The organism is Streptomyces sp. NPDC043867, assembly GCF_056435845.1.
Genome location: NZ_JBWKDS010000005.1, coordinates 1 through 23,217 on the forward strand (window position 1 = coordinate 1; position 23,217 = coordinate 23,217).

General features: G+C 70.8%; 21 protein-coding genes and 1 riboswitch. Of the genes, 16 read left to right on the forward strand and 5 right to left on the reverse strand.

Annotation, left to right across the window (positions count from 1 at the left end; translation table 11 throughout):
• The 3 genes from AC069T_RS06470 to AC069T_RS06480 all read left to right on the forward strand — a co-directional run.
• On the forward strand, window positions 1-690 hold a 690-nt coding region (locus tag AC069T_RS06470), incomplete at its 5' end, for a cytochrome c oxidase subunit I (RefSeq protein ID WP_478781659.1).
• Window positions 687-1,085, forward strand: a complete 399-nt coding sequence (locus tag AC069T_RS06475) for a cytochrome c oxidase subunit 4 (protein ID WP_478781660.1) — start codon at window positions 687-689, stop codon at window positions 1,083-1,085. The genes AC069T_RS06470 and AC069T_RS06475, both read left to right, overlap by 4 nt.
• A 130-nt stretch (window positions 1,086-1,215) precedes the next feature.
• The gene (locus tag AC069T_RS06480) at window positions 1,216-2,571 is read left to right on the forward strand and encodes a L,D-transpeptidase (RefSeq protein ID WP_478781661.1); all 1,356 of its coding nucleotides are present in this window, start codon (window positions 1,216-1,218) and stop codon (window positions 2,569-2,571) included.
• Between the two features lie 115 nt (window positions 2,572-2,686).
• Here the strand turns inward: AC069T_RS06480 and AC069T_RS06485 are convergent, their stop codons facing one another.
• Window positions 2,687-3,088 carry a response regulator gene (locus AC069T_RS06485; RefSeq protein ID WP_478781662.1) on the reverse strand — a complete coding sequence of 134 codons (402 nt, stop codon included), beginning with the start codon at window positions 3,086-3,088 and terminating at the stop codon, window positions 2,687-2,689.
• A gap of 178 nt (window positions 3,089-3,266) precedes the next feature.
• Here AC069T_RS06485 and ctaE point away from each other — a divergent pair, with 178 nt between their 5' ends.
• The 6 genes from ctaE to AC069T_RS06515 all read left to right on the forward strand — a co-directional run bounded on the left by ctaE (window position 3,267) and on the right by AC069T_RS06515 (window position 10,413).
• A complete protein-coding gene (gene ctaE, locus AC069T_RS06490) occupies window positions 3,267-3,887 on the forward strand; it encodes an aa3-type cytochrome oxidase subunit III (protein ID WP_355781457.1) in 621 nt (206 codons plus the stop codon).
• A gap of 73 nt (window positions 3,888-3,960) precedes the next feature.
• Complete coding sequence (gene qcrC, locus AC069T_RS06495) at window positions 3,961-4,770, forward strand: cytochrome bc1 complex diheme cytochrome c subunit (RefSeq protein WP_476755348.1); 810 nt, start codon at window positions 3,961-3,963, stop codon at window positions 4,768-4,770.
• Window positions 4,767-5,828: a cytochrome bc1 complex Rieske iron-sulfur subunit gene (qcrA, locus tag AC069T_RS06500; RefSeq protein WP_478781663.1), complete on the forward strand. Its 1,062-nt coding sequence runs from the start codon at window positions 4,767-4,769 to the stop codon at window positions 5,826-5,828. Before qcrC ends, qcrA begins: the two co-directional genes overlap by 4 nt.
• Entirely contained in the window at window positions 5,825-7,456 is a 1,632-nt protein-coding gene (gene qcrB / locus AC069T_RS06505) for a cytochrome bc1 complex cytochrome b subunit (protein WP_478781664.1), read from the forward strand. Before qcrA ends, qcrB begins: the two co-directional genes overlap by 4 nt.
• Before the next feature lie 157 nt (window positions 7,457-7,613).
• Entirely contained in the window at window positions 7,614-8,678 is a 1,065-nt protein-coding gene (gene trpD, locus AC069T_RS06510) for an anthranilate phosphoribosyltransferase (RefSeq protein ID WP_478781665.1), read from the forward strand.
• A gap of 84 nt (window positions 8,679-8,762) precedes the next feature.
• A riboswitch (SAM riboswitch) is annotated at window positions 8,763-8,879 on the forward strand.
• Window positions 8,880-9,051: 172 nt separating this feature from the next.
• Window positions 9,052-10,413: an aminotransferase class V-fold PLP-dependent enzyme gene (locus tag AC069T_RS06515; protein WP_478781666.1), complete on the forward strand. Its 1,362-nt coding sequence runs from the start codon at window positions 9,052-9,054 to the stop codon at window positions 10,411-10,413.
• A 57-nt stretch (window positions 10,414-10,470) separates the two neighbouring features.
• Here AC069T_RS06515 and AC069T_RS06520 read toward each other — a convergent pair whose 3' ends face one another.
• Window positions 10,471-10,752, reverse strand: a complete 282-nt coding sequence (locus AC069T_RS06520; protein WP_355781475.1) for an Lrp/AsnC family transcriptional regulator — start codon at window positions 10,750-10,752, stop codon at window positions 10,471-10,473.
• Window positions 10,749-11,480, reverse strand: a complete 732-nt coding sequence (locus AC069T_RS06525; RefSeq protein WP_478781667.1) for a rhomboid family intramembrane serine protease — start codon at window positions 11,478-11,480, stop codon at window positions 10,749-10,751. Before AC069T_RS06525 ends, AC069T_RS06520 begins: the two co-directional genes overlap by 4 nt.
• 155 nt (window positions 11,481-11,635) lie before the next feature.
• On the opposite strand from AC069T_RS06525, the gene AC069T_RS06530 reads away from it, so the two are divergent.
• From AC069T_RS06530 to AC069T_RS06550, 5 genes are all read left to right on the forward strand, one after another.
• Complete coding sequence (locus AC069T_RS06530; protein ID WP_355781480.1) at window positions 11,636-11,875, forward strand: hypothetical protein; 240 nt, start codon at window positions 11,636-11,638, stop codon at window positions 11,873-11,875.
• Between the two features lie 71 nt (window positions 11,876-11,946).
• On the forward strand, window positions 11,947-13,296 hold the full coding sequence (locus AC069T_RS06535) for an NYN domain-containing protein (RefSeq protein ID WP_478781668.1): 1,350 nt from the start codon (window positions 11,947-11,949) through the stop codon (window positions 13,294-13,296).
• Window positions 13,297-13,645: 349 nt separating this feature from the next.
• Window positions 13,646-14,686 (forward strand): C40 family peptidase, encoded by a 1,041-nt coding sequence (locus AC069T_RS06540; RefSeq protein WP_476755356.1) that lies wholly within the window; start codon window positions 13,646-13,648, stop codon window positions 14,684-14,686.
• Between the two features lie 236 nt (window positions 14,687-14,922).
• A complete protein-coding gene (locus tag AC069T_RS06545; protein ID WP_478781669.1) occupies window positions 14,923-15,939 on the forward strand; it encodes a C40 family peptidase in 1,017 nt (338 codons plus the stop codon).
• Between the two features lie 109 nt (window positions 15,940-16,048).
• On the forward strand, window positions 16,049-17,233 hold the full coding sequence (locus AC069T_RS06550) for a hypothetical protein (RefSeq protein WP_478781670.1): 1,185 nt from the start codon (window positions 16,049-16,051) through the stop codon (window positions 17,231-17,233).
• Between the two features lie 33 nt (window positions 17,234-17,266).
• Here the strand turns inward: AC069T_RS06550 and AC069T_RS06555 are convergent, their stop codons facing one another.
• Window positions 17,267-18,508 carry a glycosyltransferase 87 family protein gene (locus AC069T_RS06555; protein ID WP_478781671.1) on the reverse strand — a complete coding sequence of 414 codons (1,242 nt, stop codon included), beginning with the start codon at window positions 18,506-18,508 and terminating at the stop codon, window positions 17,267-17,269.
• Window positions 18,509-18,649: 141 nt separating this feature from the next.
• Here AC069T_RS06555 and AC069T_RS06560 point away from each other — a divergent pair, with 141 nt between their 5' ends.
• Window positions 18,650-19,792: a glycosyltransferase family 4 protein gene (locus AC069T_RS06560; protein ID WP_478781672.1), complete on the forward strand. Its 1,143-nt coding sequence runs from the start codon at window positions 18,650-18,652 to the stop codon at window positions 19,790-19,792.
• 476 nt (window positions 19,793-20,268) lie between these two features.
• On the opposite strand, the gene AC069T_RS06565 is transcribed toward AC069T_RS06560, so the two are convergent.
• Complete coding sequence (locus tag AC069T_RS06565; protein WP_478781673.1) at window positions 20,269-22,065, reverse strand: AMP-dependent synthetase/ligase; 1,797 nt, start codon at window positions 22,063-22,065, stop codon at window positions 20,269-20,271.
• Window positions 22,066-22,360: 295 nt separating this feature from the next.
• On the opposite strand from AC069T_RS06565, the gene AC069T_RS06570 reads away from it, so the two are divergent.
• Window positions 22,361-23,158 carry a metallophosphoesterase family protein gene (locus AC069T_RS06570; protein ID WP_478781674.1) on the forward strand — a complete coding sequence of 266 codons (798 nt, stop codon included), beginning with the start codon at window positions 22,361-22,363 and terminating at the stop codon, window positions 23,156-23,158.
• Window positions 23,159-23,217 lie beyond the last annotated feature (59 nt).

Here is a 23,217-nt window from a genome sequence, read left to right on the forward strand (position 1 = left end):
GGCACGATGTGGAAGGGGTCACTGAGCTTCGAGACCCCGATGCTGTGGGCCACCGGCTTCCTGATCACCTTCACCTTCGGCGGTCTGACCGGCGTGATCCTGGCCTCACCGCCGATGGACTTCCACGTCTCGGACTCGTACTTCGTGGTGGCGCACTTCCACTACGTCGTCTTCGGCACCGTGGTGTTCGCGATGTTCTCCGGCTTCCACTACTGGTGGCCGAAGATGACCGGCAAGATGCTCGACGAGCGCCTCGGCAAGATCACCTTCTGGACGCTGTTCGTGGGCTTCCACGGCACGTTCCTGGTGCAGCACTGGCTGGGCGCCGAGGGCATGCCCCGCCGGTACGCGGACTACCTCGCGGCCGACGGGTTCACCGCCCTGAACACCATCTCGACGATCTGCTCGTTCCTGCTGGGCCTGTCGATCCTGCCGTTCTTCTACAACGTCTGGAAGACCGCCAAGTACGGCAAGAAGATCGAGGTCGACGACCCGTGGGGCTACGGCCGTTCGCTCGAGTGGGCGACCTCCTGCCCGCCGCCGCGGCACAACTTCCTCACCCTGCCGCGGATCCGCTCCGAATCCCCGGCGTTCGACCTGCACCACCCGGAGATCGCCGCTCTCGAGCAGCTCGGTCACGGCGGTCAGGGTGCCAGCGCCCTCGCGGGTAGCAAGGAGGCCGGCAAGTGAAGATCCAGGGCAAGATGTTCATCTGGCTCGCCGCCTTCATCCTCGTCATGGCGATCGTCTATGGCGTGTGGTCGAAGGAGCCGGCCGGTACCACGGCACTGTTCCTCGGTTTCGGCCTGAGCATCATGATCGGCTACTACCTGGCCTTCACGGCCCGGCGTGTCGACCAGCTCGCGCAGGACAACAAGGAGGCCGACGTCGCGGACGAGGCCGGCGAGGTGGGCTTCTTCAGCCCGCACAGCTGGCAGCCGCTCGCCCTCGGCATCGGTGGCGCCTTCGCCTTCATGGGCGTCGTCTTCGGCTGGTGGCTGCTCTACTTCTCGGCCCCGATCATCTTCATCGGTCTGTGGGGCTGGGTCTTCGAGTACTACCGCGGTGAGAACCGCACCCAGTAGCACGCGCCAAGCGCCCGGGAGCCCGGACACTCCGTCAGGAGGGTCCGGGCTCCCTCGTTTGCCGTACACGGTGTCCCCCGCACGGCTCACTCGCCGCGCCGTGGCCGAGGGTGGTTCATAGCGTGAGGCCATGAACCACACAGTGTTCTTCCGAGGCGCAGGAGCCGGTGTCGAGAGGCCGACCGTGCTCGTCCCTTCGGGCCCGCGCGCGCTCGGCCTCTCCGCACCGCCACGCCGGCCCGTCCGTACGGCCGTCAGCTGCGCCCTGCTGGTGGCCGCCCTCGGCGCGGGTTCCGTCGCGTGCAGCGCGGACGACAAGGCGCTCTCGGCCGAGCCGTACGACGCGGCGGACCAGATCGCCTTCAACGGCCCCGCCGGCGACAGCAGGAAGGCCGACCCGGACAAGCCCCTGGAGATCACCACCAGAGGCTCCGAGGGGCGCATCACGGACGTCACGGCCGTGGACGCGACCGGCAGGTACCTGGCCGGGGAACTGGCCGCCGACGGCCACCGCTGGCACAGCACCTCCCCGCTGGCCGCCGAGGCCCACTACACGGTCCGCGTGAGCACCGAGGACGAGGACGGCGCGCCCGGCCGCAAGGTGCTCTCCTTCGACACCGGCAAGCCCACCGCGAAGAAGCGCCTGGACGTCACCTTCGGGCCGAAGGCGGGCGAGTACGGCGTCGGCCAGCCCGTCACCGCCGAGCTGAGCGCCCCCGTCAAGGACAAGGCCTCCCGGGCGGTCGTCGAGCGCGCGCTCAAGGTCGACTCGACGCCCGCCGTCGAGGGCGCCTGGCACTGGGTGGACGACAAGGAGCTGCACTACCGCCCCAAGGAGTACTGGCCCGCGGACGCGGCCATCCAGGCGCACGCCAACCTCGCCGGCATCAAGATCGGCGACCGGCTCTGGGGCGGCAACGCCAAACCCCTGAGCCTCACCACGGGTGACCGGGTGGTGGCCGTGACCGACGCCGCCGCGCACTCGATGCGGGTCTACCGCAACGACGAGGAGATCAAGGAGATCCCCGTCACCACCGGCAAGCCGGGCTTCGAGACCCGCAACGGCGTCAAGGTCGTACTCGGCAAGGAGTACTTCGTACGCATGCGCGGTACCAGCATCGGCATCTCCGAGGGCAGCGCCGACTCCTACGACCTGCCGGTCTACTACGCGACCCGGGTGACCTGGAGCGGCGAGTACGTGCACGCGGCCCCCTGGTCCACCGGCTCCCAGGGCTCCGCCAACGTCAGCCACGGCTGCACCGGCATGAGCACCGCCAACGCCGAGTGGTTCTTCAAGAACTTCCGCGCCGGCGACATCGTCAAGGTCGAGAACTCCAACGGCGCCACCATGGACCCGTTCGGCAACGGCTTCGGGGACTGGAATCTCGACTGGGAGAAGTGGCGCACCGGAAGCGCGCTGCTCGGTGGCACCCCCGACGGACCCCGGCCCGCGGACCGGGCGCGACTGCGTCCGGAGAGTGCCTGAGGCCGCGCCCCGCGAGGGGCGCCGGGCCGTGACCGGCACCGCCCCACCACACGGGCGACGGATCCGGCGGCCCCGGACGGCCCGCGGCCGCCGACACGCCCGGCCGGCCGGACGGTCAGGTTCCCTGCAGGGCCCTGCGGCGCAGCAGAGAGGCCAGCGTGGCGGCGAACTCCACCGGATCGACCGGAAGGGTCACCGCGGCCTCCGCACGGCTCCAGGTGGCCAGCCAGGCGTCCTGCGGGCGCCCGATCAGCACGAGGACCGGCGGGCACTCGAAGATCTCGTCCTTGATCTGGCGGCACACACCCATCCCGCCCATCGGCACCGCCTCGCCGTCCAGCACGCAGACGTCGATCCCGCCCTTGTCCAGCTCCGTCAGGACCGCGGCGGGCGTGGCGCACTCGATGAGCTCGACCTCGGGAACGTCGCCGGCGGGCCTGCGGCCGGTGGCGAGCCGTACCTGTTCGCGGGTGTTGGAGTCGTCGCTGTAGACCAGCACCGTGGCGGTCGGCTGCATTGTTCCTCCGTGACTTCGGCGTCGTACGGGTGTGAACCGCTGCGCGGATGCTACTCCCTCGCACACCGCCTCAGCACCGGTTCGGACAGGGCTTCGATGGGCCATACGGGCTGGACACACCCCCCGGACACTCCGAACGGCACCCCCCGGGGTGAGGGCGGGATAAGCGACCGACATAATGTCGGTCGTGGCGACAGCAACGACAGTAGAAACCGGGCACGCGCACCCGTCGGTCAATCGGCCGAACCTCACCAGCGTCGGAACGATCATCTGGCTGAGTTCCGAGCTGATGTTCTTCGCGGCCCTCTTCGCGATGTACTTCACCCTGCGATCGGTGACCGGGCCGGATCACTGGAAGGAAATGGCGTCCAGCCTGAACTTCCCGTTCTCGGCGACGAACACCACGATCCTGGTGCTCTCCTCCCTGACCTGCCAGCTCGGCGTCTTCGCCGCCGAGCGCGGGGACGTGAAGAAGCTCCGGATGTGGTTCATCGTCACCTTCATCATGGGTGCGATCTTCATCGGCGGTCAGGTCTTCGAGTACACGGAGCTGGTCAAGAAGGACGGGCTCTCGCTCTCCTCCGACCCGTACGGCTCGGTGTTCTACCTGACCACCGGCTTCCACGGCCTGCACGTGACGGGCGGTCTCATCGCCTTCCTGCTGGTCCTCGGCCGCACGTACGCGGCCAGGAGGTTCACTCACGAGCAGGCAACCGCCGCCATTGTCGTGTCCTACTACTGGCACTTCGTCGATGTCGTCTGGATCGGCCTCTTCGCCACGATCTACATGATCAAGTAGTCGGCGCGCCGCAACGGCGGACCGATCCATTCCCGAAGCATCGACGCAGAAGATCCTGACACCGGGGTAATCCGTGAAAAAGCTCTCCGCACGACGACGCCATCCGCTGGCGGCGGTCGTCGTCCTACTCCTCGCGCTGGCGGCCACCGGGGGGCTGTACGCCGCGTTCGCACCCGCGAGCAAGGCGCAGGCCGACGAAACCGCCCAGTCCCTCGCCATCGACGAGGGCAAGAAGCTGTACTCCGTGGGCTGCGCAAGCTGCCACGGCACCGGCGGCGTGGGAACCACAGACGGTCCCCCCCTCACCGGTGTGGGTGCCGCGGCCGTCGACTTCCAGGTCGCCACGGGCCGCATGCCGGCCCAGCAGCCCGGTGCTCAGATCCCGAAGAAGAAGAACATCTACTCGCAGGCCGAGATCGACCAGCTCGCGGCGTACATCGCCTCGCTCGGTGCGGGTCCCTCGGTGCCGACGAAGAACCAGTACAGCCCTGAGGGTGCGGACATCGCCAAGGGCGGCGAGCTCTTCCGCACCAACTGCGCGCAGTGCCACAACTTCACCGGCAAGGGTGGTGCGCTCTCGGAGGGCAAGTACGCGCCGGGCCTGGAAGACGTCGACCCGAAGCACATCTACGAGGCCATGCAGACCGGCCCGCAGAACATGCCGTCCTTCCCCGACACGACGATGCCGGAGAAGAACAAGAAGGACATCATCGCGTACCTCCACGCGGTCAACGGAGACGACACCGAGAGCCCCGGCGGCCTTGACCTGGGCGGCCTCGGGCCGGTCAGCGAAGGTCTGTTCGGCTGGATCTTCGGACTCGGCGCGCTCATCGCCGTCGCCGTCTGGGTCGCCGCTCGGACCGCAAAGGCCAAGAAGTCATGAGTAGCCAAGACATTCCAGAGAACCTGCCTGCTGAGCGGGCCACCGACGAGCAGCGCGCTGCGGTCGGCATCGCGGACGAGCAGAACCCGTTCGCGAACCCGGGGCTGCCGCCCCACGAGCACCGCGTCCAGGACATCGACGAGCGGGCCGCCAAGCGCTCCGAGCGCGTGGTCGCCATGCTGTTCACGCTGTCGATGCTGGCCACGGTCGCCTTCATCGTCTCGTTCGTGACGATCCCGGCCGACAGGTCGGTCTTCATCTGGCCCCTCGGGCACATCAGCGCACTCAACTTCGCGCTGGGCACCACGCTCGGTGTCGCGCTCTTCGCCATCGGCGCGGGCGCGGTCCACTGGGCCCGCACGCTGATGTCCGACGAGGAGGTCGCCGACGACCGTCACCCGATCGAGGCGTCGCCGGAGGTCCGCGCCAAGGTGCTGGCCGACTTCCAGCAGGGCGCCAAGGAGTCCGCGCTCGGCCGTCGCAAGCTGATCCGGAACACGATGTTCGGGGCGCTGACCCTGGTGCCGCTGTCCGGCATCGTCCTGCTGCGCGACCTTGGTCCGCTGCCCGGGGACAAGCTGCGTCACACGCTGTGGTCCAAGGGCAAGCTGCTCGTCAACATGAACACGAACGAGCCGCTGCGTCCCTCGGACGTCGTCGTCGGCTCGCTCACCTTCGTCAAGCCCGAGGGCCTGGAGGAGCACAGCGAGGAGTTCCAGACCGAGATCGCCAAGGCGGCCCTGATGATCGTCCGGCTCCAGCCGGACGACATCAAGGACAAGCGCGAGCTCGAGTGGTCGCACGAGGGCATCGTGGCGTACTCGAAGATCTGCACCCACGTGGGCTGCCCGATCTCCCTGTACGAGCAGCAGACGCACCACGTCCTGTGCCCGTGCCACCAGTCCACCTTCGACCTCTCCGACGGTGCCCGAGTGATCTTCGGCCCGGCCGGTCACCCGCTGCCGCAGCTGCGCATCGGTGTGAACGATGAGGGCTACCTTCAGGCGCTCGGCGACTTCGAAGAGCCCGTCGGTCCTGCTTTCTGGGAGCGCGGATGAGTACTTCAAAGAGCGAGCGTTCGCGCGGGAAGGCCCCCGCCGGTGAGCGGGTGGCGGACTGGGCGGACGGCCGGCTGGGGATCTACTCCCTCGCCAAGTCCAACATGCGCAAGATCTTCCCGGACCACTGGTCCTTCATGCTGGGCGAGATCTGCCTCTACAGCTTCATCATCATCATCCTCACGGGTGTGTACCTGACGCTGTTCTTCCACCCGTCGATGAACGAGGTGGAGTACCACGGCAGCTACGTCCCGCTGCAGGGACAGCTGATGTCCGAGGCGTTCAACTCGACCATGCACATCTCCTTCGACGTGCGCGGCGGTCTGCTCATCCGGCAGATCCACCACTGGTCGGCGCTGGTCTTCCTGGCCGGCATGTTCGTGCACATGATGCGCGTGTTCTTCACGGGTGCGTTCCGCAAGCCGCGTGAGGTCAACTGGCTGTTCGGCTTCCTGCTGTTCGTCCTCGGCATGTTCACCGGTTTCACCGGCTACTCGCTCCCGGACGACCTGCTCTCCGGCACCGGTGTCCGCTTCATGGAGGGCGCGATCCTGTCCGTGCCGATCGTCGGCACGTACCTCTCGTTCTTCCTCTTCGGCGGCGAGTTCCCGGGCGGCGACTTCGTCGCGCGGTTCTACTCGATCCACGTCCTGCTGCTGCCGGGCATCATGCTCGGCCTGCTGGTCGCCCACCTGATCCTGGTCTTCTACCACAAGCACACGCAGTGGGCCGGCCCGGGCAAGACCGAGAAGAACGTCGTCGGCATGCCGCTGCTGCCGGTGTACATGGCCAAGGCGGGCGGCTTCTTCTTCCTGGTCTTCGGCGTCATCGCGGTCATCGCGGCCATCGCCTCGATCAACCCGATCTGGTCCATGGGCCCGTACCGGCCGGACCAGGTGTCGACCGGCGCGCAGCCCGACTGGTACATGGGCTTCTCCGAGGGCCTGATCCGCACCATGCCGGGCTGGGAGATCAACCTGTGGGGCCACACCCTCGTCCTGGGTGTCTTCGTCCCGCTGATCATCTTCCCGCTGGTGCTGGTCGTCATCGCGGTCTACCCGTTCATCGAGTCCTGGGTCACCGGCGACAAGCGCGAGCACCACATCCTGGACCGCCCGCGCAACGTCCCGACCCGTACGGCCGTGGGTGTCGCCTGGATCACCTGGTACGTCGTCATGCTGATCGGTGGTGGCAACGACCTCTTCGCCACCCACTTCCACATGTCGATCAACTCGATCACCTGGTTCGTGCGCATCGCGTTCTTCGTGGCGCCGGTCGTCGCGTTCATCGTCACCAAGCGGATCTGCCTCGGCCTCCAGCGCCGGGACCGGGACAAGGTGCTGCACGGCCGCGAGTCGGGCATCATCAAGCGCCTGCCGCACGGTGAGTTCGTCGAGGTGCACGAGCCGCTCAGCCAGGAGTCGCTGCACACGCTCACCGCGCACGAGCAGTACGAGCCGGCCGAGATCGGCCCCGCGGTCGACGAGAACGGTGTCGAGCGCAAGGTCACGGGCACGCAGAAGCTGCGCGCGAAGCTCAGCAACGCGTACTACGGGGAAGAGAACCAGATCCCCAAGCCCACGGTCGAGGAGTACAAGGAGATCACGAGCGGCCACGGCCACCACTGATCCGCATCCCGGTCACGCGCTGATCGCCACGGCTGGAGCCCCGTCCATTGCATGGACGGGGCTCTTTGCCGTCCCCGGGCCTGGATAGGGTGGACCCTGTCTGTCACACGTCGTGCACGTGTCTTCTCGTCCCTTTTCACGAACCCAGGAGCGGCATATGAGTGCTGTGACCCCCGCTGGAGGCGACATCGCGGCGGGCCGTTCCTGGCCCCAGGTGCTGAACGGCCTGCTCGACGGCCGCGACCAGAGCGCGGACGAGACGGCCTGGGCGATGGACCGCATCATGCGCGGCGAGGCGACGGACGCGCAGATCGCCGGGTTCGCGGTCGCGCTGCGCGCGAAGGGCGAGACGGTCCAGGAGATCTCCGGTCTCGTCCGCACGATGTACGAGCACGCCAACGTGATCGAGGTGCCCGGCGAGACCGTCGACATCGTCGGTACGGGCGGTGACGGCGCCAAGACGGTGAACATCTCCACGATGTCCGCGATCGTCGTGGCCGGCACGGGTGCCAAGGTGGTCAAGCACGGCAACCGGGCGGCGTCGAGCGCGTCCGGCGCCTCGGACGTCCTGGAGAAGCTCGGCGTCAATCTGGAGCTGACGCCCAAGCGGGTCGCCGAGGTGGCCGAGGAGGCCGGGATCACCTTCTGCTTCGCGGTGAAGTTCCATCCGGCGCTGCGTCATGTGGCCGCCGCGCGCGGGCAGTTGGGGATCCGGACCACCTTCAACTTCCTGGGCCCGCTGACCAACCCGGCGCGGGTGAAGGCCCAGGCGGTCGGCGTGGCCGACCTCAGGATGGCGCCCATCGTCGCCGGTGTCTTCGCGGAGCGGGGCCACTCCTCGCTGGTCTTCCGCGGCGACGACGGTCTCGACGAGCTGACCACCACGGCCACGTCGAGGGTGTGGGTCGTGCGCGAAGGAAAGGTCCGCGAGGAGAGCTTCGACCCGCGTGACGTCGGCCTCGAGCTCGTCCCCGTGGAGGCTCTGCGGGGCGCCGACGCGTCGTACAACGCGGATGTCGCCCGGCGGCTGCTGAACGGCGAGACCGGGCCCGTACGGGACGCGGTGCTGCTGAACTCGGCGGCGGCCCTGGTCGCCCTGGAGCCGGGAGACGGACCGCTCGCGGAGCGGATCCGCGCGGGGATGGCGAAGGCGGCCGAGGCCATCGACTCCGGGGCCGCCAAGCGGACCCTCGACCGGTGGGTCGCGGCCAGCCACGCCTGAGCCGAACGCGAGGTGCGCGGGGCGCGGTCCGGATTCTGGACTGCGCCTTGCGCGCCGACGATCTTCTGGCAAGATGCTGTACCAGGTCATGAGCGACAGCCATGAGGCCCCGGCCGGCTGTCCGGCAACCCTCCGTCCGTGGCGGGGTGCCCCGGGTGAAGACCAGGCCGTAGGCAGCGAGGTCTGCGGCAAGCGCGGACCCCTCGCCTCACCAGGGGTCCTGGTCGTCGAGGGAGCCTTCTGTGAGCAAGCGAATGCGATAGGGCGTAGCGCCCCGCCTCCGCACACCCTTTTCACCTTTTCCTGTGCCGGAGCCGCCCCCTTCGCGGGCCGTCCGCACAGCGAATCCGCCTGCTTCTCACAGGAGTTCGCCATGGCTGTCCCCACCACTGCCGCCGACCGGTCCCTTTGTGCCCCGCTGCCCGTTCTGGGCCGGGATGTCACCGTCCCGCTGGTCACCGGCGGCGAGGTCACGTACGCCGCGCTGGACTACGCGGCCAGCGCCCCCGCCCTGCAGCGGGTGTGGGACGACGTCGCCGCGTACGCCCCGTACTACGGCAGCGTGCACCGCGGCGCCGGATACCTGTCCCAGCTGTCCACCGACCTCTTCGAGAACGCCCGCACGACCGTCGCCGAGTTCCTCGACTGCCGCGCCGGCGACCAGGTCGTCTTCACCCGCTCCACCACCGACTCGCTCAACCTGCTCGCCTCCGCTCTGCAGGCCGACTGCCAGGTCTTCGTCTTCGAGACCGAGCACCACGCCTCGCTGCTGCCCTGGCGGGACGCCCGCGTGACGTACCTGAACGCCCCGCGCACCCCGGGCGAGGCCGTCGCGACGCTGGAGCGGGCGCTGGCCGGCCGTGACCCGTACGGGCCGGCCCTGGTGTGCGTCACCGGTGCCTCGAACGTCACCGGCGAGCTGTGGCCGGTGCGCGAGCTCGCCGCAGCCGCCCACGCGCACGGCGCGCGCATCGTCCTCGACGCGGCCCAGCTCGCCCCGCACCACCCGGTGTCCGTGCAGGACCTGGACGTCGACTGGGTCGCCTTCTCCGGACACAAGCTCTACGCGCCCTTCGGCTCCGGCGTCCTCGCCGGCCGCGCCGACTGGCTGACCGAGGCCGAGCCGTACCTCGCGGGCGGCGGCGCCAGCCGCAAGGTGTCGCGGCGCACGGACGGCGGGGTCGACGTGGAGTGGCACGAGAGCGCGGCCCGGCACGAGGCCGGCTCGCCGAACGTGATCGGTGTCCACTCCATCGCGTCGGCCTGCAAGGCGCTGACCGAGGCCGGATTCGACACCCTGGTGGCCCGCGAGCAGCACCTCATCGACACGGTCCGCGCGGGCCTCGCCGAGGTGCCCGAGGTGCGGGTGCTGTCGCTCTTCGGCGACGACGCCCCGCGCGTCGGCGTCATCTCGTTCGTCGTCGACGGCTGGAACAGCTCGCACTTCGCGGCCGCGCTGTCCGCCGAGTACGGCATCGGGGTGCGCGACGGACTCTTCTGCGCCCACCCCCTGGTGCGCACCCTGCTGGGCACCGACCCGCAGAGCCAGGGGGAGTGCGGCGCCCCGGAGGCCGCGCCCGGCGAGAAGTCGCTGAACGCCATCCGCGTCAGCTTCGGCGCGGGCACCCCGGACGAGCACGTCGAGCGCTTCGTCCGCGCCGTGAGGGAACTCGTGCGGGACGGCGCCCGGTGGCAGTACCGGACCGAGGACGGGCGTTGCGTCCCGGCGGTCTGACGCCGTAGGAACGGCTCGGCGCCCCGGGGGCGGTGGGCGCGGTGCGGTCCCGGCGGGTCAGGAGTCGAGGCCGATCGCGAACGCCGCCTCCAGGTCGTGCTGGGAGTACGTGCGGAACGCGACGTGGGTGTCGGTGCCCTCGACACCCGGGATCTTGCTGATCCGGCCGGGGATGACGTCGGCCAGGTCGTCGTGCGCCTGGACGCGGACCATGGCGATCAGGTCGTACGTCCCGGTGACGGAGAAGACCTCGCTGACGCTGTCGAGGGCCGCGATCGACTCCGCGATCTCGGGGATCCGGTCCACGCTGGTCTTGATGAGCACGATCGCGGTGATCACGGCTGGTTCTCTCCCTCGGGGGCCGTCACTGGGGTTTTCACTCTAGTCGCACGGCCGAAGCGCACCCAGGCGTGGAGGAACCCGGCGAAGAAGCCCAGCAGGTGGGCCAGGTAGGCGACCCCGGGGCCCTGGTCGTCGCGGCCCGCCGCCAGCCACTGCAGGACCGCCCAGAAGGGCAGCACCACCCAGGCCGGGAAGCGCAGCGGCAGGAAGAAGAGGAACGGGAAGAGACTGGTCACCCGGGCGCCGGGGAACAGGTACAGGAACGCGCCGAGGACCGCGGAGACCGCCCCCGAGGCACCGACGAGGGGCTGCGTGGACTCGGCGTTGGCGACCGCGTACCCGAGCAGGGCGAGATATCCGCAGCCCAGATAGAAGAGGGCGAACTCGACATGGCCCATGCGCTCCTCCGCCATCGCCCCGAAGACGCAGAAGAAGAGCATGTTGCCCAGGAGATGGAGCCAGCTGCCGTGGATGAACAGGGCCGTCGCGGGGGTGAGCCAGGCCCGGGGCACACCGTCGAGAAGCTCGGCCGGCACCACGCCCCAGCGGCGGAAGTAGGCCTGCTGGGCGGCGAGCAGCTCGTCCCCGGTGCCGTAGGCGGGGTTGAGTCCCGCCGCGGGGCCGATGACGAAGACCAGGCAGCAGAGGCCGATCAGTCCGTACGTCACCGGCGCCGACCGTCCCCGGCTCGTCCCGCCGACCGCCGCACTCCACTTTCCGGTCATGCGGCAAAGCATGACGTAACGGGACCGGACCGCGCAGACCGCCTCGCCGCGTGGACGCCCGAGCGTCGGAGTCCCGCCAGGCCGTAGGGTACGAGCCACACGCACCAGGAAAGCTGGCGCATCACGGACACTAGAGGGAAGGCGAAACAGCCACGATGACGGTTCCCCTGCCGACCGCCGAGACCCGGTGGCGCTGCATGCTCTGCGGCAACCTCACGCGTTTCGACGTGACCCGCTCCTCGAAGGTCGTCGAGTATGTGCACCTCGACCTGGCCGGTGAGCCGAAGGTCGAGGAGCGGGAGGTGGTCAGTGAGACCATCGACTCGGTGCGGTGCCGCTGGTGCAACGCGGTGGACCAGGTGGAACTCGTGGACAGGCCGGGCGCCGGCTCCTGACGATGGGGGTCCCCCCGCTCGAGCGAAGCCGAGAGTGGGGGAGGGCCCCGCGAGAAATTGGGGTGTGAGGGATGGTGGAGACCACGGGCGGGGAGCCGGACGACGGCACCGCCGAGGTGCTCGACCGTCCGCTGCCCGACGGCGTGCGCCGCCGGGTCGTGCAGATCGTCTCCGACGGCTTCGGCGGCCTGACCATGGCCGAACTCCCCGCCCAGCTGCGGCAGTATGCGCGGTTCGCTCCGAACCGGCGGGCCAAGTTCGCGGGCAACGCCATGGCCGCGGCGCTGGAGACGGAGCCGCTGTTCAGACAGCGCATCGCCGAGAAGCTGAGAGAGGCCCAGCCGGAACTGACCGGCGCCCTCGACGCGGGCTCACCGCCCCCGGCCGCGGACCCGCTGGACGTGGGGGCCGCGGCCTACGTGTTGCGCCCCACGGGCTGGGTGAAGCTGGTGACCGCCGCGGGCGAGGAGGCCCAGCGGGCGGACGCCGAGCGCGCCGACGAGGAGAACCGGGCCGAGCTGGAGCGGCTGCGCGAGGAGCTGGCGGCGGCCCGCGGCCAGACCAGGGCCGAGACCGAGCGGCTGCGCACGGAGCTGGAGGCGGCGAGGAAGGAAGCCGAATCGCTGCACCGCAAGCTGCGCAGCGCCCTCAGTGACGTCAAGCGCGGTGAGGCGGCCCTGCGCAGGGTCCAGAGCGAGACGGAGACCGCGCGCGCCGAGGCGCAGGCCCAGGTGTCGGCCGCGGAGAGCGAGAGCCGGCGGCTCAAGGCGCGGCTCGGGGAGGCCGAGGCGGCCCTGGAGGCCACCCGCAGGGCCGCGCGCGAGGGCCGCAGCGTGGAGGACATGCGGGTGCGGCTGCTGCTCGACACGGTGCTGGACGCCGCTCAGGGGCTGCGGCGCGAGCTCGCCCTGCCGCCGGTGTCCCAGCGGCCCGCCGAGACCGTCGACGCCGTCGAGCCGGGGCGGATGACGCCGAAGGACATCGCCGCCCGCGCGCTGTCCGAGAACGACCCCGCGATCCTCGACCAGTTGCTCGCGCTGCCGCAGGCGCATCTGGTCGTCGACGGCTACAACGTCACCAAGACCGGCTATCCGCAGATGCCGCTGGAGAAGCAGCGGCTGCGGCTGCTCGGGCAGCTCTCGCAGCTCGCCGCGCAGACCGGCGCCGAGGTGACCTGTGTCTTCGACGGCGCCGAGCTGGCCGCGCCCGTGCTGCTCGCGCCGCCCCGCGGGGTGCGGGTGCTGTTCTCCAAGGCCGGTGTCACCGCCGACGAGCTGATCCGCCAGCTGGTGCGCGCGGAGCCGGTGGGGCGGCCGGTCATCGTCGTGTCGACCGACCGCGAGGTGGCCGACGGGATCGCCAAGGCCGGCGCTCGCCCGGTGGCGTCGGTCGTACTCCTCAAGCGTTTCTCGCGCGGCTGAACCGGAGCGGAATACACCGCTTTCGGGGCCGAGTCCGCGGTGGTGTCTTTCCGTGCTTACCGGATCATAGGCAACGTACGCACCATGCGTAACGTCTGGGCCAGATGCCCGAATTGGCGAAACCCTAACGCAACGTAGCGTCAAACGCGCATGACTGCACGTGAGTTGTCGGTAAAGAATGCACTCGGTGACCGAGATTTTTCCTGTGAGGATTTGAACTGATCACAAGAAGGTCACTAGGGTCAGCCTCGAACCTCCGCTCGGGTGATCACTCATTGGGAGTGACGGTGGAGGGACACCGCCCGTCGGCGCATCGGCAGGCGGCTGGAGGAAGAAGGAGCTCGCCTTCGTGGCGTCCCACCGTCGACCCAAGCAGCCGAGCCGCACTCGCGTGACCGTGCTCACCACCGCTGCTGCCGCCGCAGTTGCCCTCAGCTCGCAGGCCGCGAACGCCGCGCCGAGCGAGAAGCCGAGCAAGGACGAGGTCAAGTCCAAGGTCGACAAGCTTTACGAAGACGCCGAGAAGGCCACCGAGAAGTACAACGGGGCCAAGGAGAAGCAGGACAAGCTCGAGAAGCAGATCGGCACCCTGCAGGACAACGTCGCCCGCGGCCAGGAAGAGCTCAACGACCTGCGCGACGGCCTCGGTTCGCTGGCCACCGCCCAGTACCGCTCCGGCGGCATCGACCCCTCCCTCCAGCTCTTCCTCTCCTCGGACCCGGACGACTACCTCGACAAGGCGTCCACGCTCGACCAGTTGAGCGGCCAGCAGGTCGAGTCGCTGAAGAAGATCCAGGAGAAGCAGCGCTCGCTCGCCCAGCAGCGCCAGGAAGCCTCCACCAAGCTCAAGGACCTCGCCGAGACCCGCACCGAACTCGGCAAGAAGAAGAAGGAAGTCCAGGGCAAGCTCGCCGAGGCGCAGAAGCTCCTCAACACCCTGACGGCCAAGGAGAAGGCCGCGCTCGACGCGGAGCAGACGCGCGCCACCCGCACCAGCGAGCGCAGCGCCCTCGACACCGACTCCGCCGCCAAGCCCGCCTCCGGCCGGGCCGGCGCCGCGTACGCAGCCGCGCAGACGAAGATCGGTTCGCCGTACGTCTACGGCGCCACCGGCCCCAGCTCCTTCGACTGCTCGGGACTCACCTCGTGGGCCTACGCCCAGGCCGGTGTCTCCATACCGCGCACCTCGCAGGCCCAGGCCAACGCCGGTACGCGCATCTACTCGCAGAGCGACCTCCAGATCGGCGACCTGGTCATCTTCTACGGCGACCAGCACCACGTGGGTCTCTACGCCGGCAACGGCCAGGTGCTCCACGCCCCGCGCACCGGCACGGTCGTGCGCTACGAGTCGATCGGCAACATGCCCTTCCAGTTCGGCGTCCGCATCTGACGCGTTCTGTCCGGTCCGGCCCCGTCGGCCGTCCCGGAAAGCCCTCACCACACCGCCCGAACGGGCGAATCGGTGTGGCTCCCGCCGACCCCGCGCCCCGCTGATGACCTGCGTCTGAGGCGGGGCGTCACGGTGTGTGCCCGCCGCGGTCGTTGGCCGGTGCGTGGTCGCACGGCTACTGTCTGGCGCGTTTCCCCTATTCCGGGGGTCCGTCAGCGGAGGGAGAGCGGCTACCCGTGGGGTCCCATCGTCGCGTTGCACCATCCGGGTTCGACCGGGGCGCGACCAGCGCCGCCGTCTGTGTGCTGTCCGCCGCGGCCGCGGCCCTGGGCGCCGTGCCGGCACTCGCCGAGCCCGAGGACGACACCCGGTCCGCCGTGGACCGCCTGTACGAGCAGGCCGAGCAGGCCACCGAGGCGTACAACAAGGCCGACGAGCGTGCCGACGCCCTGCGCGAGCAGGTGTCCACGGCCCAGGACGAGATCGCCCGCCAGCAGGAGCGCGTCAACACCATGCGGGACGCGCTCGGTTCGCTGGCCGGAGCCCAGTACCGCTCCGGCGGCATGGACCCCTCGCTCGCCCTGCTGTTCTCCGACGACCCGGACGACTACCTCGACAAGGCCGCCGTGCTCGACCGCATCGGCGTGCGCCAGGCGGGCGAACTCAGAAGGCTCCGGACGGCCATGCGCGACCTCGCCCAGCGGCGTGACGAGGCGAGCGGCAAGCTCGCCGAGCTGGACAGGAGCAGCAAGGCCGTCGCCCGGCACAAGAGGAACGTCGAGCGGAAGCTGAACCAGGCACGCCGGCTGCTCGACTCGCTGCCGTCCGCGGAACGCGCGGCCTACGACCGGGCCTCCCGCTCCGGACGCCCCGGCATGCCCGGCTTCGAGGGTGCGGCGCCCTCCTCGGGCCGCGCGGCCGCCGCCGTCGCAGCGGCGCGCTCCGCGCTCGGGCGCCCGTACGTGTGGGGCGCCAACGGGCCCGGCGGCTTCGACTGTTCGGGCCTGATGCAGTGGTCGTACGCGCAGGCGGGTGTCGGTCTGCCGCGCACCTCGCAGGCGCAGCGGTACGCCGGCCGGCAGGTGCCGCTCTCCCAGGCGCAGCCCGGCGACCTGGTGACCTACCGGTCCGACGCGAGCCACATCGCGATGTACATGGGCAACGGCCAGGTGATCCACGCCCCCTACCCGGGCGCGCCGGTGCGCTACGACCCGGTGGGCATGATGCCGGTCTCCTCGGTGACGCGGGTCTGACCGTCACGCGGGCCGCTCCGATGCCGCGGGCCCGGTCCGGAGGTCCGGTTCCGGCCGGGTCCCGGGCAGTGGGCCTACGGCCCTGCCCGGCCGCCGTACGATCGGGAACGTGGCTGGTCGTGGGCGTGTGCCGGGGGTCGTGGCGAACTGTGTGCTGCTGCTCGTCGCCCTGGTGGGCTGCTCGGGCCGGCCGGCGCACGACACCGCCGCCGACACCGTGCAGGGTGTCCTCGACCGGCGGGCCGCCGCGGTCCTGCACCGGGACGCCGCCGCCTACCGTGCGACCGGGGCGGCCCCCGGGCTGGCGAACCTGCGCGATGTCCCGCTGGCCGCCTGGTCCTACCGGCTGACCGGCTTCCACCGCACCGGCGACCGCGCCACCGCCGAGGTGGACCTGAGCTACCGCGTCGAGGGCTACGACCGGGCACCCGTCACCACCGGCCGCACCCTGCGCCTGGTCCGCGGCGAGGGGCGCTGGCGCGTCACCTCCGACAGGCCCGCGAAGAAGGCGGCCGAGCAGTTGTGGGAGCAGGGGGCCGTGAGCGTCGTACGCGGCGAGCACAGCCTCGTCCTCGGCGCGGGGCAGTCGCGGGAGACGCTGCGCCGGTTCGCGGGCCTTGCGGACCGCGCGGTGCCCGCGGTGTCGCGGACGTGGGGCACGGACTGGCCGGGGCACGTCGTCGTGCTCGTACCGAAGTCGCTGGAGGGGATGGCGGGGCTGCTCGGCGCGGCGGCGTCCGGGTACCGGGGGATCGCGGCCGTCACCACGGGCGAGGCGGGCGGACCGGTGAGGGCGCCCGCGGACCGGATCATCATCAACCCGGAGGCGTTCGGCGTCCTCGGCGATCTCGGCAGACAGGTCGTGCTCACCCACGAGACCACCCATGTCGCCAGCCGCGCCCACACCACGGCGGCCACGCCCCTGTGGCTGTCGGAGGGGTACGCCGACTGGGCCGGCTACCTCGGCAGTGGGCGGCCCGCCGCCCAGGTCGCACCGGAGCTTCAGCGCGCGGTGGCCGACGGGCGGTTGCCCGCCGCGCTGCCCGAGGACGCGGACTTCGGCTTCACCGGGGACGCGGCGAGGCTCGCGCGGGCGTACGAGGGCGGCTGGATGGCCTGCCGGCTGATCGCCGACCGCTGGGGCGAGGTCCGGCTGAACGGCTTCTACCGCGCTGTCGGCGCCCACCGGCAGCGCGCCGGGGCCGTCGAGGGCGCCCTGCGGGACGTCCTGCACACGACACCCGAGGCGTTCACGGGGCGGTGGCGGGAGTACCTGCGGGCGCAGCTCGGCTGACCGGGGGCGCGGCCCCCGTGTCCCGGTGTGCCCTCAGGACGAGGTCAGTGTCTCCCTGGTGCGGGTCGCCTGGCCGGGGACGGTGGGGGCCGGCTGGGAGACCGTGCCGCGCCACAGTTCCAGGGCGCCGGTGAGGGTGGCGGCCACCAGCAGGCCGTTGCGCGCGAGGAGGAGGGTGATCCCGAGGGCGTCGCTCGCGACCACGTGCGAGAACCACAGCGGGAACTCCAGGACGGTCACCAGGGCCGCCGCCAGGACCAGTGCGGCCGGCCGGGTCATCCGGGTGCCGCGGAAGCACAGGCAGACCGCGGCGAGCCCCACCAGCCACACCATGTACTGCGGGCTGATCACCCGGCTGGTGGTGGTGAACATGAGCCCCGCCACGAACGCGGCCTCGGCGAGGGTGTGCGCGAGGAACCGCCGGGCGCACAGCCGCCACAGCAGCATCCAGCCGAACGCGACCGCGGTGAGGAGCAGCGCCGCCCCGCTCACCAGGCCGACGTGCGGGCCGACGAACTCCACCGAGCCGTAGTTGAGCAGCACCTCACCGTCCCAGCCGAAGTGCCGGGCGACATGGAAGACGAGGGAGCCGAGCGACTCCACCTCCGTGCCGCGGTTGCGCTGGAAGGCGAGGAAGGAGAACGCCCCGGGCATCGACACCGCGCACAGCAGGGCGAGGCCCCCGACGGTCACCGCGGCCGAGGCCCAGGCCCGCTTCGCGCTCCCTCCGGCGGCGCCCACCAGCACCAGCACCGGCCACACCTTCAGCAGCGCGCCGAGACCCGCGAGCATCCCCATCGTGCGGGGGTGGCGCACCCCGGCCAGCAGCGCGGCGACGGCCACCGCCGTCACCATCACGTCGTAGCGGGCGTACACCGTCGGGCCGAGCAGGGCGACGCCCGCCACCCACATCCAGGCCCCGCGCGGCGACTTGCCGGGACGCAGCCCCGCGTACCGGAGCAGCGTGAACACCAGCAGATCGGCGAGGAGGGCCAGCACGAAGAAGGCCGAGGTGTAGTCCAGGAAGGGCAGCAGGGCGGGGGAGAGGACCGCGAGCGCGGCGGCGGGCGGGTACTGCCAGGTGACGTCGTCCAGCGGGAACGTCCCCGTGCGCAGCACCTCGTACCAGCCCTGGTAGATGACGGAGACGTCGCTCGTGACGTCGGGGCCCGGGAAGGTGAACACCTTGAAGACGAGGAGGAGCAGCACCAGTCTGGTCAGGCCCCAGGCCCCCGCAAGCGCGTACGGAAACCTTTCCGCCCTTGTGCCGGTCATGCCCACCTGGCCCTCGTTCGTCCGGATCCCGTGCGGTTTCGCGGAGTCATGATGGCCTGCGGGGCTGTGCGACAGCCATGAAGCGCGGCCGTACGGAGCTGTGAGTACGGCCGGGAGGGCGGTTGGGTAGGGTCGGGCGCGATGGACAAGACCCTGATCGTGACCAACGACTTCCCGCCCCGCCCCGGCGGCATCCAGGCGTTCCTGCACAACATGGCGCTGCGGCTGGATCCCGGGCAGCTCGTGGTCTACACGTCGACCTGGAAGCGCGGCCGTGAGGGTGCCGAGGCGACGGCTGCCTTCGACGCGGAGCAGCCCTTCACCGTCGTACGGGACCGGACGACGATGCTGCTGCCGACGCCCGCGACAACCCGGCGGGCGGCCGGCCTGCTGCGCGAACACGGTTGTACGTCGGTGTGGTTCGGGGCGGCGGCACCGCTCGGCCTGATGGCGCCGGCGCTGCGGAAGGCCGGCGCCCGGCGGCTCGTGGCCACCACGCACGGCCACGAGGCGGGCTGGGCGCAGCTGCCCGCCGCGCGCCGGCTCCTGCGCCGGATCGGCGAGTCCACGGACACGATCACCTATCTCGGTGAGTACACGCGCTCCCGGATCGCCTCGGCGCTCACGGCCGAGGCCGCCTCCCGCATGGTCCAACTGCCGCCCGGCGTCGACGAGAAGACGTTCCATCCCGGCTCGGGCGGCGACGAGGTCCGTGCCCGGCTCGGCCTCACCGACCGGCCGGTCGTCGTCTGCGTCTCCCGGCTCGTCCCGCGCAAGGGCCAGGACACGCTGATCCGCGCCCTGCCGCGCATCCTGGCCCGGGAGCCCGAGGCGGTGCTGCTCGTCGTCGGCGGCGGCCCGTACGAGAAGGAGCTGCGCCGGCTCGCGCACGACACCGGGGTGGCCGGCTCGGTCCGCTTCACCGGCGCGGTGCCGTGGTCGCAGCTGCCCGCGCACTACGGCGCCGGGGACGTCTTCGCCATGCCCTGCCGTACGCGCCGGGGCGGGCTCGACGTCGAGGGGCTCGGGATCGTGTACCTGGAGGCGTCCGCGACCGGGCTGCCCGTGGTCGCCGGGGACTCGGGCGGCGCGCCCGACGCCGTGCTCGACGGGGAGACCGGCTGGGTCGTCCGCGGAGGCGCGCCCGAGGAGGCCGCCGACCGGATCGTCGCCCTGCTGGGCGACGCGGAGCTGCGCCGCCGGATGGGGGAGCGGGGCCGCGCATGGGTCGAGGAGAAGTGGCGCTGGGACCTCCTGGCGGAACACCTGAAGGAACTTCTGTAGCGCCCCGCCAGGTGCGCGGGGAGCGGCGCGAGCGGCCACGGCGGTGGGTCACCCGCTGGCGAGTCCGTGCCTGCATGGCGTAGGGGTGCCGACGGTGAGGGGGCGTCCGTTCAGGGGGCGGGGAGCGGCGCGAGCGGCCACGGCGGTGGGTCACCCGCTGGCGAGTCCGTGCCTGCATGGCGTAGGGGTGCCGACGGTGAGGGGGCGTCCGTTCAGGGGGCGGGGAGCGGCGCGAGCGGCCACGGCGGTGGGTCACCCGCTGGCGAGTCCGTGCCTGCATGGCGTAGGGGCGCCGACGGCGAGGGGGTGCCCGTTCAGGGGCGCGGGGAACGGCGCGAGCGGCCACGACGGCGGGTCACCCGCAGGCGAGCCCCCGCCCCCACGGCGAAGTGGCGCCCACGGCGAAGGCGCGCCCCACGGCCAGCGCACCGCCCCGCCGCGGACAGCGCCCCGGCACCCGGGACCTACCCCGGGCGTCAGCCCCGGTAGATCGCCTCGATCTCGTCGGCGTAGTCCTTCGCCACCACGTTGCGCTTGAGCTTCAGGGACGGCGTGAGATGCCCCGACTCCTCGGTGAACTGGTACGGCAGCAGCCGGAACTTGCGCACCGACTCCGCCTTGGACACCGCCGCGTTGCCGTCGTCCACGGCGGCCTGGATCGCGCTCAGCAGATCCGGGTCCTCCCGGAGCGACACCGCCGTGGACCCCGCCGGCTTGCCGTGCTCCTGCGCCCAGCGGCCCAGGAACTCCTCGTCGACGGTGACCAGCGCGCCCACGAAGGGACGCCCGTCGCCGACCACCATGCACTCCGCGACCAGCGCGTGCGCCCGGATGCGGTCCTCAATCACGGCCGGGGCGACGTTCTTGCCGCCCGCCGTGACGATGATCTCCTTCTTGCGGCCGGTGATGCGCAGGTAGCCGTCCTCGTCGAGGGTGCCGATGTCACCGGTGTGGAACCAGCCGTCCGCCAGCGCCTCGGCGGTCGCGCCCTCGTTGTTCCAGTACTCCTTGAACAGGTGATCGCCGTGCAGCAGCACCTCACCGTCGTCCGCGATGCGCACCACGGAACCGGGCAGCGGCTGGCCGACCGTGCCGATCTTCGTGCGGTCCCACGGGTTGAACGCGGTCGCGGCACAGGACTCGGTGAGGCCGTAGCCCTCCAGGACCGTGAAGCCGATGCCGCGGAAGAAGTGGCCGAGGCGCTCGCCGAGCGGGGCGCCGCCGGAGATCGCGTACTCGCCGCGTCCGCCGAGCACCGCGCGGAGCTTGCTGTAGACGAGCTTGTCGAACGTCCGGTACTTGATCTTCAGGCCCAGGGACGGGCCCGACGGCGTGTCCAGCGCGCGGCTGTACGCGATCGCCGTGTCCGCCGCCTTGTCGAAGATCCTGCCCTTGCCGTCCGCCTGCGCCTTGGCGCGTGCCGAGTTGTACACCTTCTCGAAGACGCGCGGCACACCGAGGATCAGCGTCGGCCGGAAGGAGGCCAGCTCGTCGGTGAGGTTCTTGATGTCCGGGACGCAGCCGAGCTTGATCGGCGCCATCATCGGCGCCACCTGCACCAGGCGCCCGAAGACGTGCGCCAGCGGCAGGAAGAGCAGGACCGAGCACTCGCCCGTGCGGAACAGCGGACGCAGCCGCTCCACGATGTTGCCGCACTCCGCGAAGAAGCTGCGGTGGGTGAGGACACAGCCCTTGGGGCGCCCGGTCGTGCCGCTCGTGTAGACGATGGTCGCCGGGTCGTCCGCCTTGGCGGCCGAGCTGCGCTCCTCGACGGTCTCGTCGGAGACGTCCTTGCCCGCGCGTTCCAGCTCCTCGACACCGCCGGCCTCGATCTGCCAGACGTGCCGGAGGGCGGGCAGCCCGTCGCGCACCGACTCGACGGAGGCCGCGTGCGTGTCCAGCTCGACGATGCAGGCCGTCGCGCCCGAGTCGCCCAGGATCCACTGCACCTGCTCCGCCGAGCTGGTCTCGTACACCGGCACGGTGACCGCGCCCGCGCTCCAGATCGCGAAGTCGAGCAGCGTCCACTCGTAACGGGTGCGGGACATCAGCCCGACCCGGTCGCCGGGCTGCACGCCCGACGCGATCAGGCCCTTGGCCGCGGCCTGTACCTCGGCGAGGAAGGTGGTGGCGGTCACGTCCGTCCACGTCCCGCCCACCTTGCGGGCGATGACGGCGACATCGGGATGCTGCGCGGCGTTTCTGCGGACGATGTCGGTCAGATTGCCGTCCGCAGGGACCTCGTACAAAGCCGGAAGGCTGAACTCGCGCAAGACTGCTGCTCCTCATAGGGCGCCGGCGCCACGACTCTGTGTGATGCGACGGTGCGTCCAAGGCTCGGGCAGGTGCTCGTGGACGTCATGGTTGAAATCCTGAGCACGACTGGACGGCCCGGACGTTACCCGCCGGTATGGCCTCTCCGACAGGGGGTCCTGGTGAGATGTTCTATGCGTCACACGTGTTGGCGTTCCTTGGCGCACAGTAGTCCAAGCCCTTCGGGACCAGCCAGTAACCGCAGGTCCGACCGCCTCTGTTCACGTTTGCCGCACACCCCTACGCTTGATCGTCATGGCACCCACACGAGGCGGTAACCGAAGGACGCGCGTCCATGTCGTCAGCGACGTGCATGGCAACGCGCGCGACCTGGCGAGGGCGAAAGAGGGCGCCGACGCCCTGATCTGCCTCGGTGACCTGGTGCTCTTCCTGGACTACGCCGACCACTCGCGCGGCATCTTCCCCGACCTGTTCGGCGCCGAGAACGCGGACCGCATCGTCGAGCTGCGTACCGCCCGCCGTTTCGAGGAGGCCCGGGAGTTCGGGGCCCGGCTGTGGGCCGGGATCGGCGCGGACCGCGGCGCCGCCATCGAGAAGGCGGTACGCAGGCAGTACGCCGAACTGTTCGCCGCGTTTCCGACGCCGACGTACGCCACCTACGGCAATGTCGACATGCCGGCGTTGTGGCCGGAGTACGCAGGACCCGGTACGACCGTGCTCGACGGCGGGCGGGCCGAGATCGGCGGATGGGTCTTCGGGTTCGTCGGCGGCGGCCTCAGAACCCCCATGCGCACACCGTACGAGATCAGCGACGAGGAGTACGCGGCGAAGATCGAGGCGGTCGGTGAGGTCGACGTGCTGTGCACACACATCCCCCCGGAGGTGCCGGAGCTGGTGTACGACACGGTGGCGCGCCGTTTCGAGCGCGGCAGCCGCGCCCTGCTGGACGCGATCCGCCGCACCCGCCCGCGCTACTCGCTCTTCGGCCACGTCCACCAGCCGCTGGTCCGCCGGATGCGCATCGGGGCGACCGAGTGCGTGAACGTCGGGCACTTCGCGGGGTCGGGCCGGCCCTGGGCGCTGGAGTGGTGACGGGCGGCGGGCGGCCGGACGCGGTGACGGGGGGCCGGTCCGCGCGCGGTAGCCTTCAC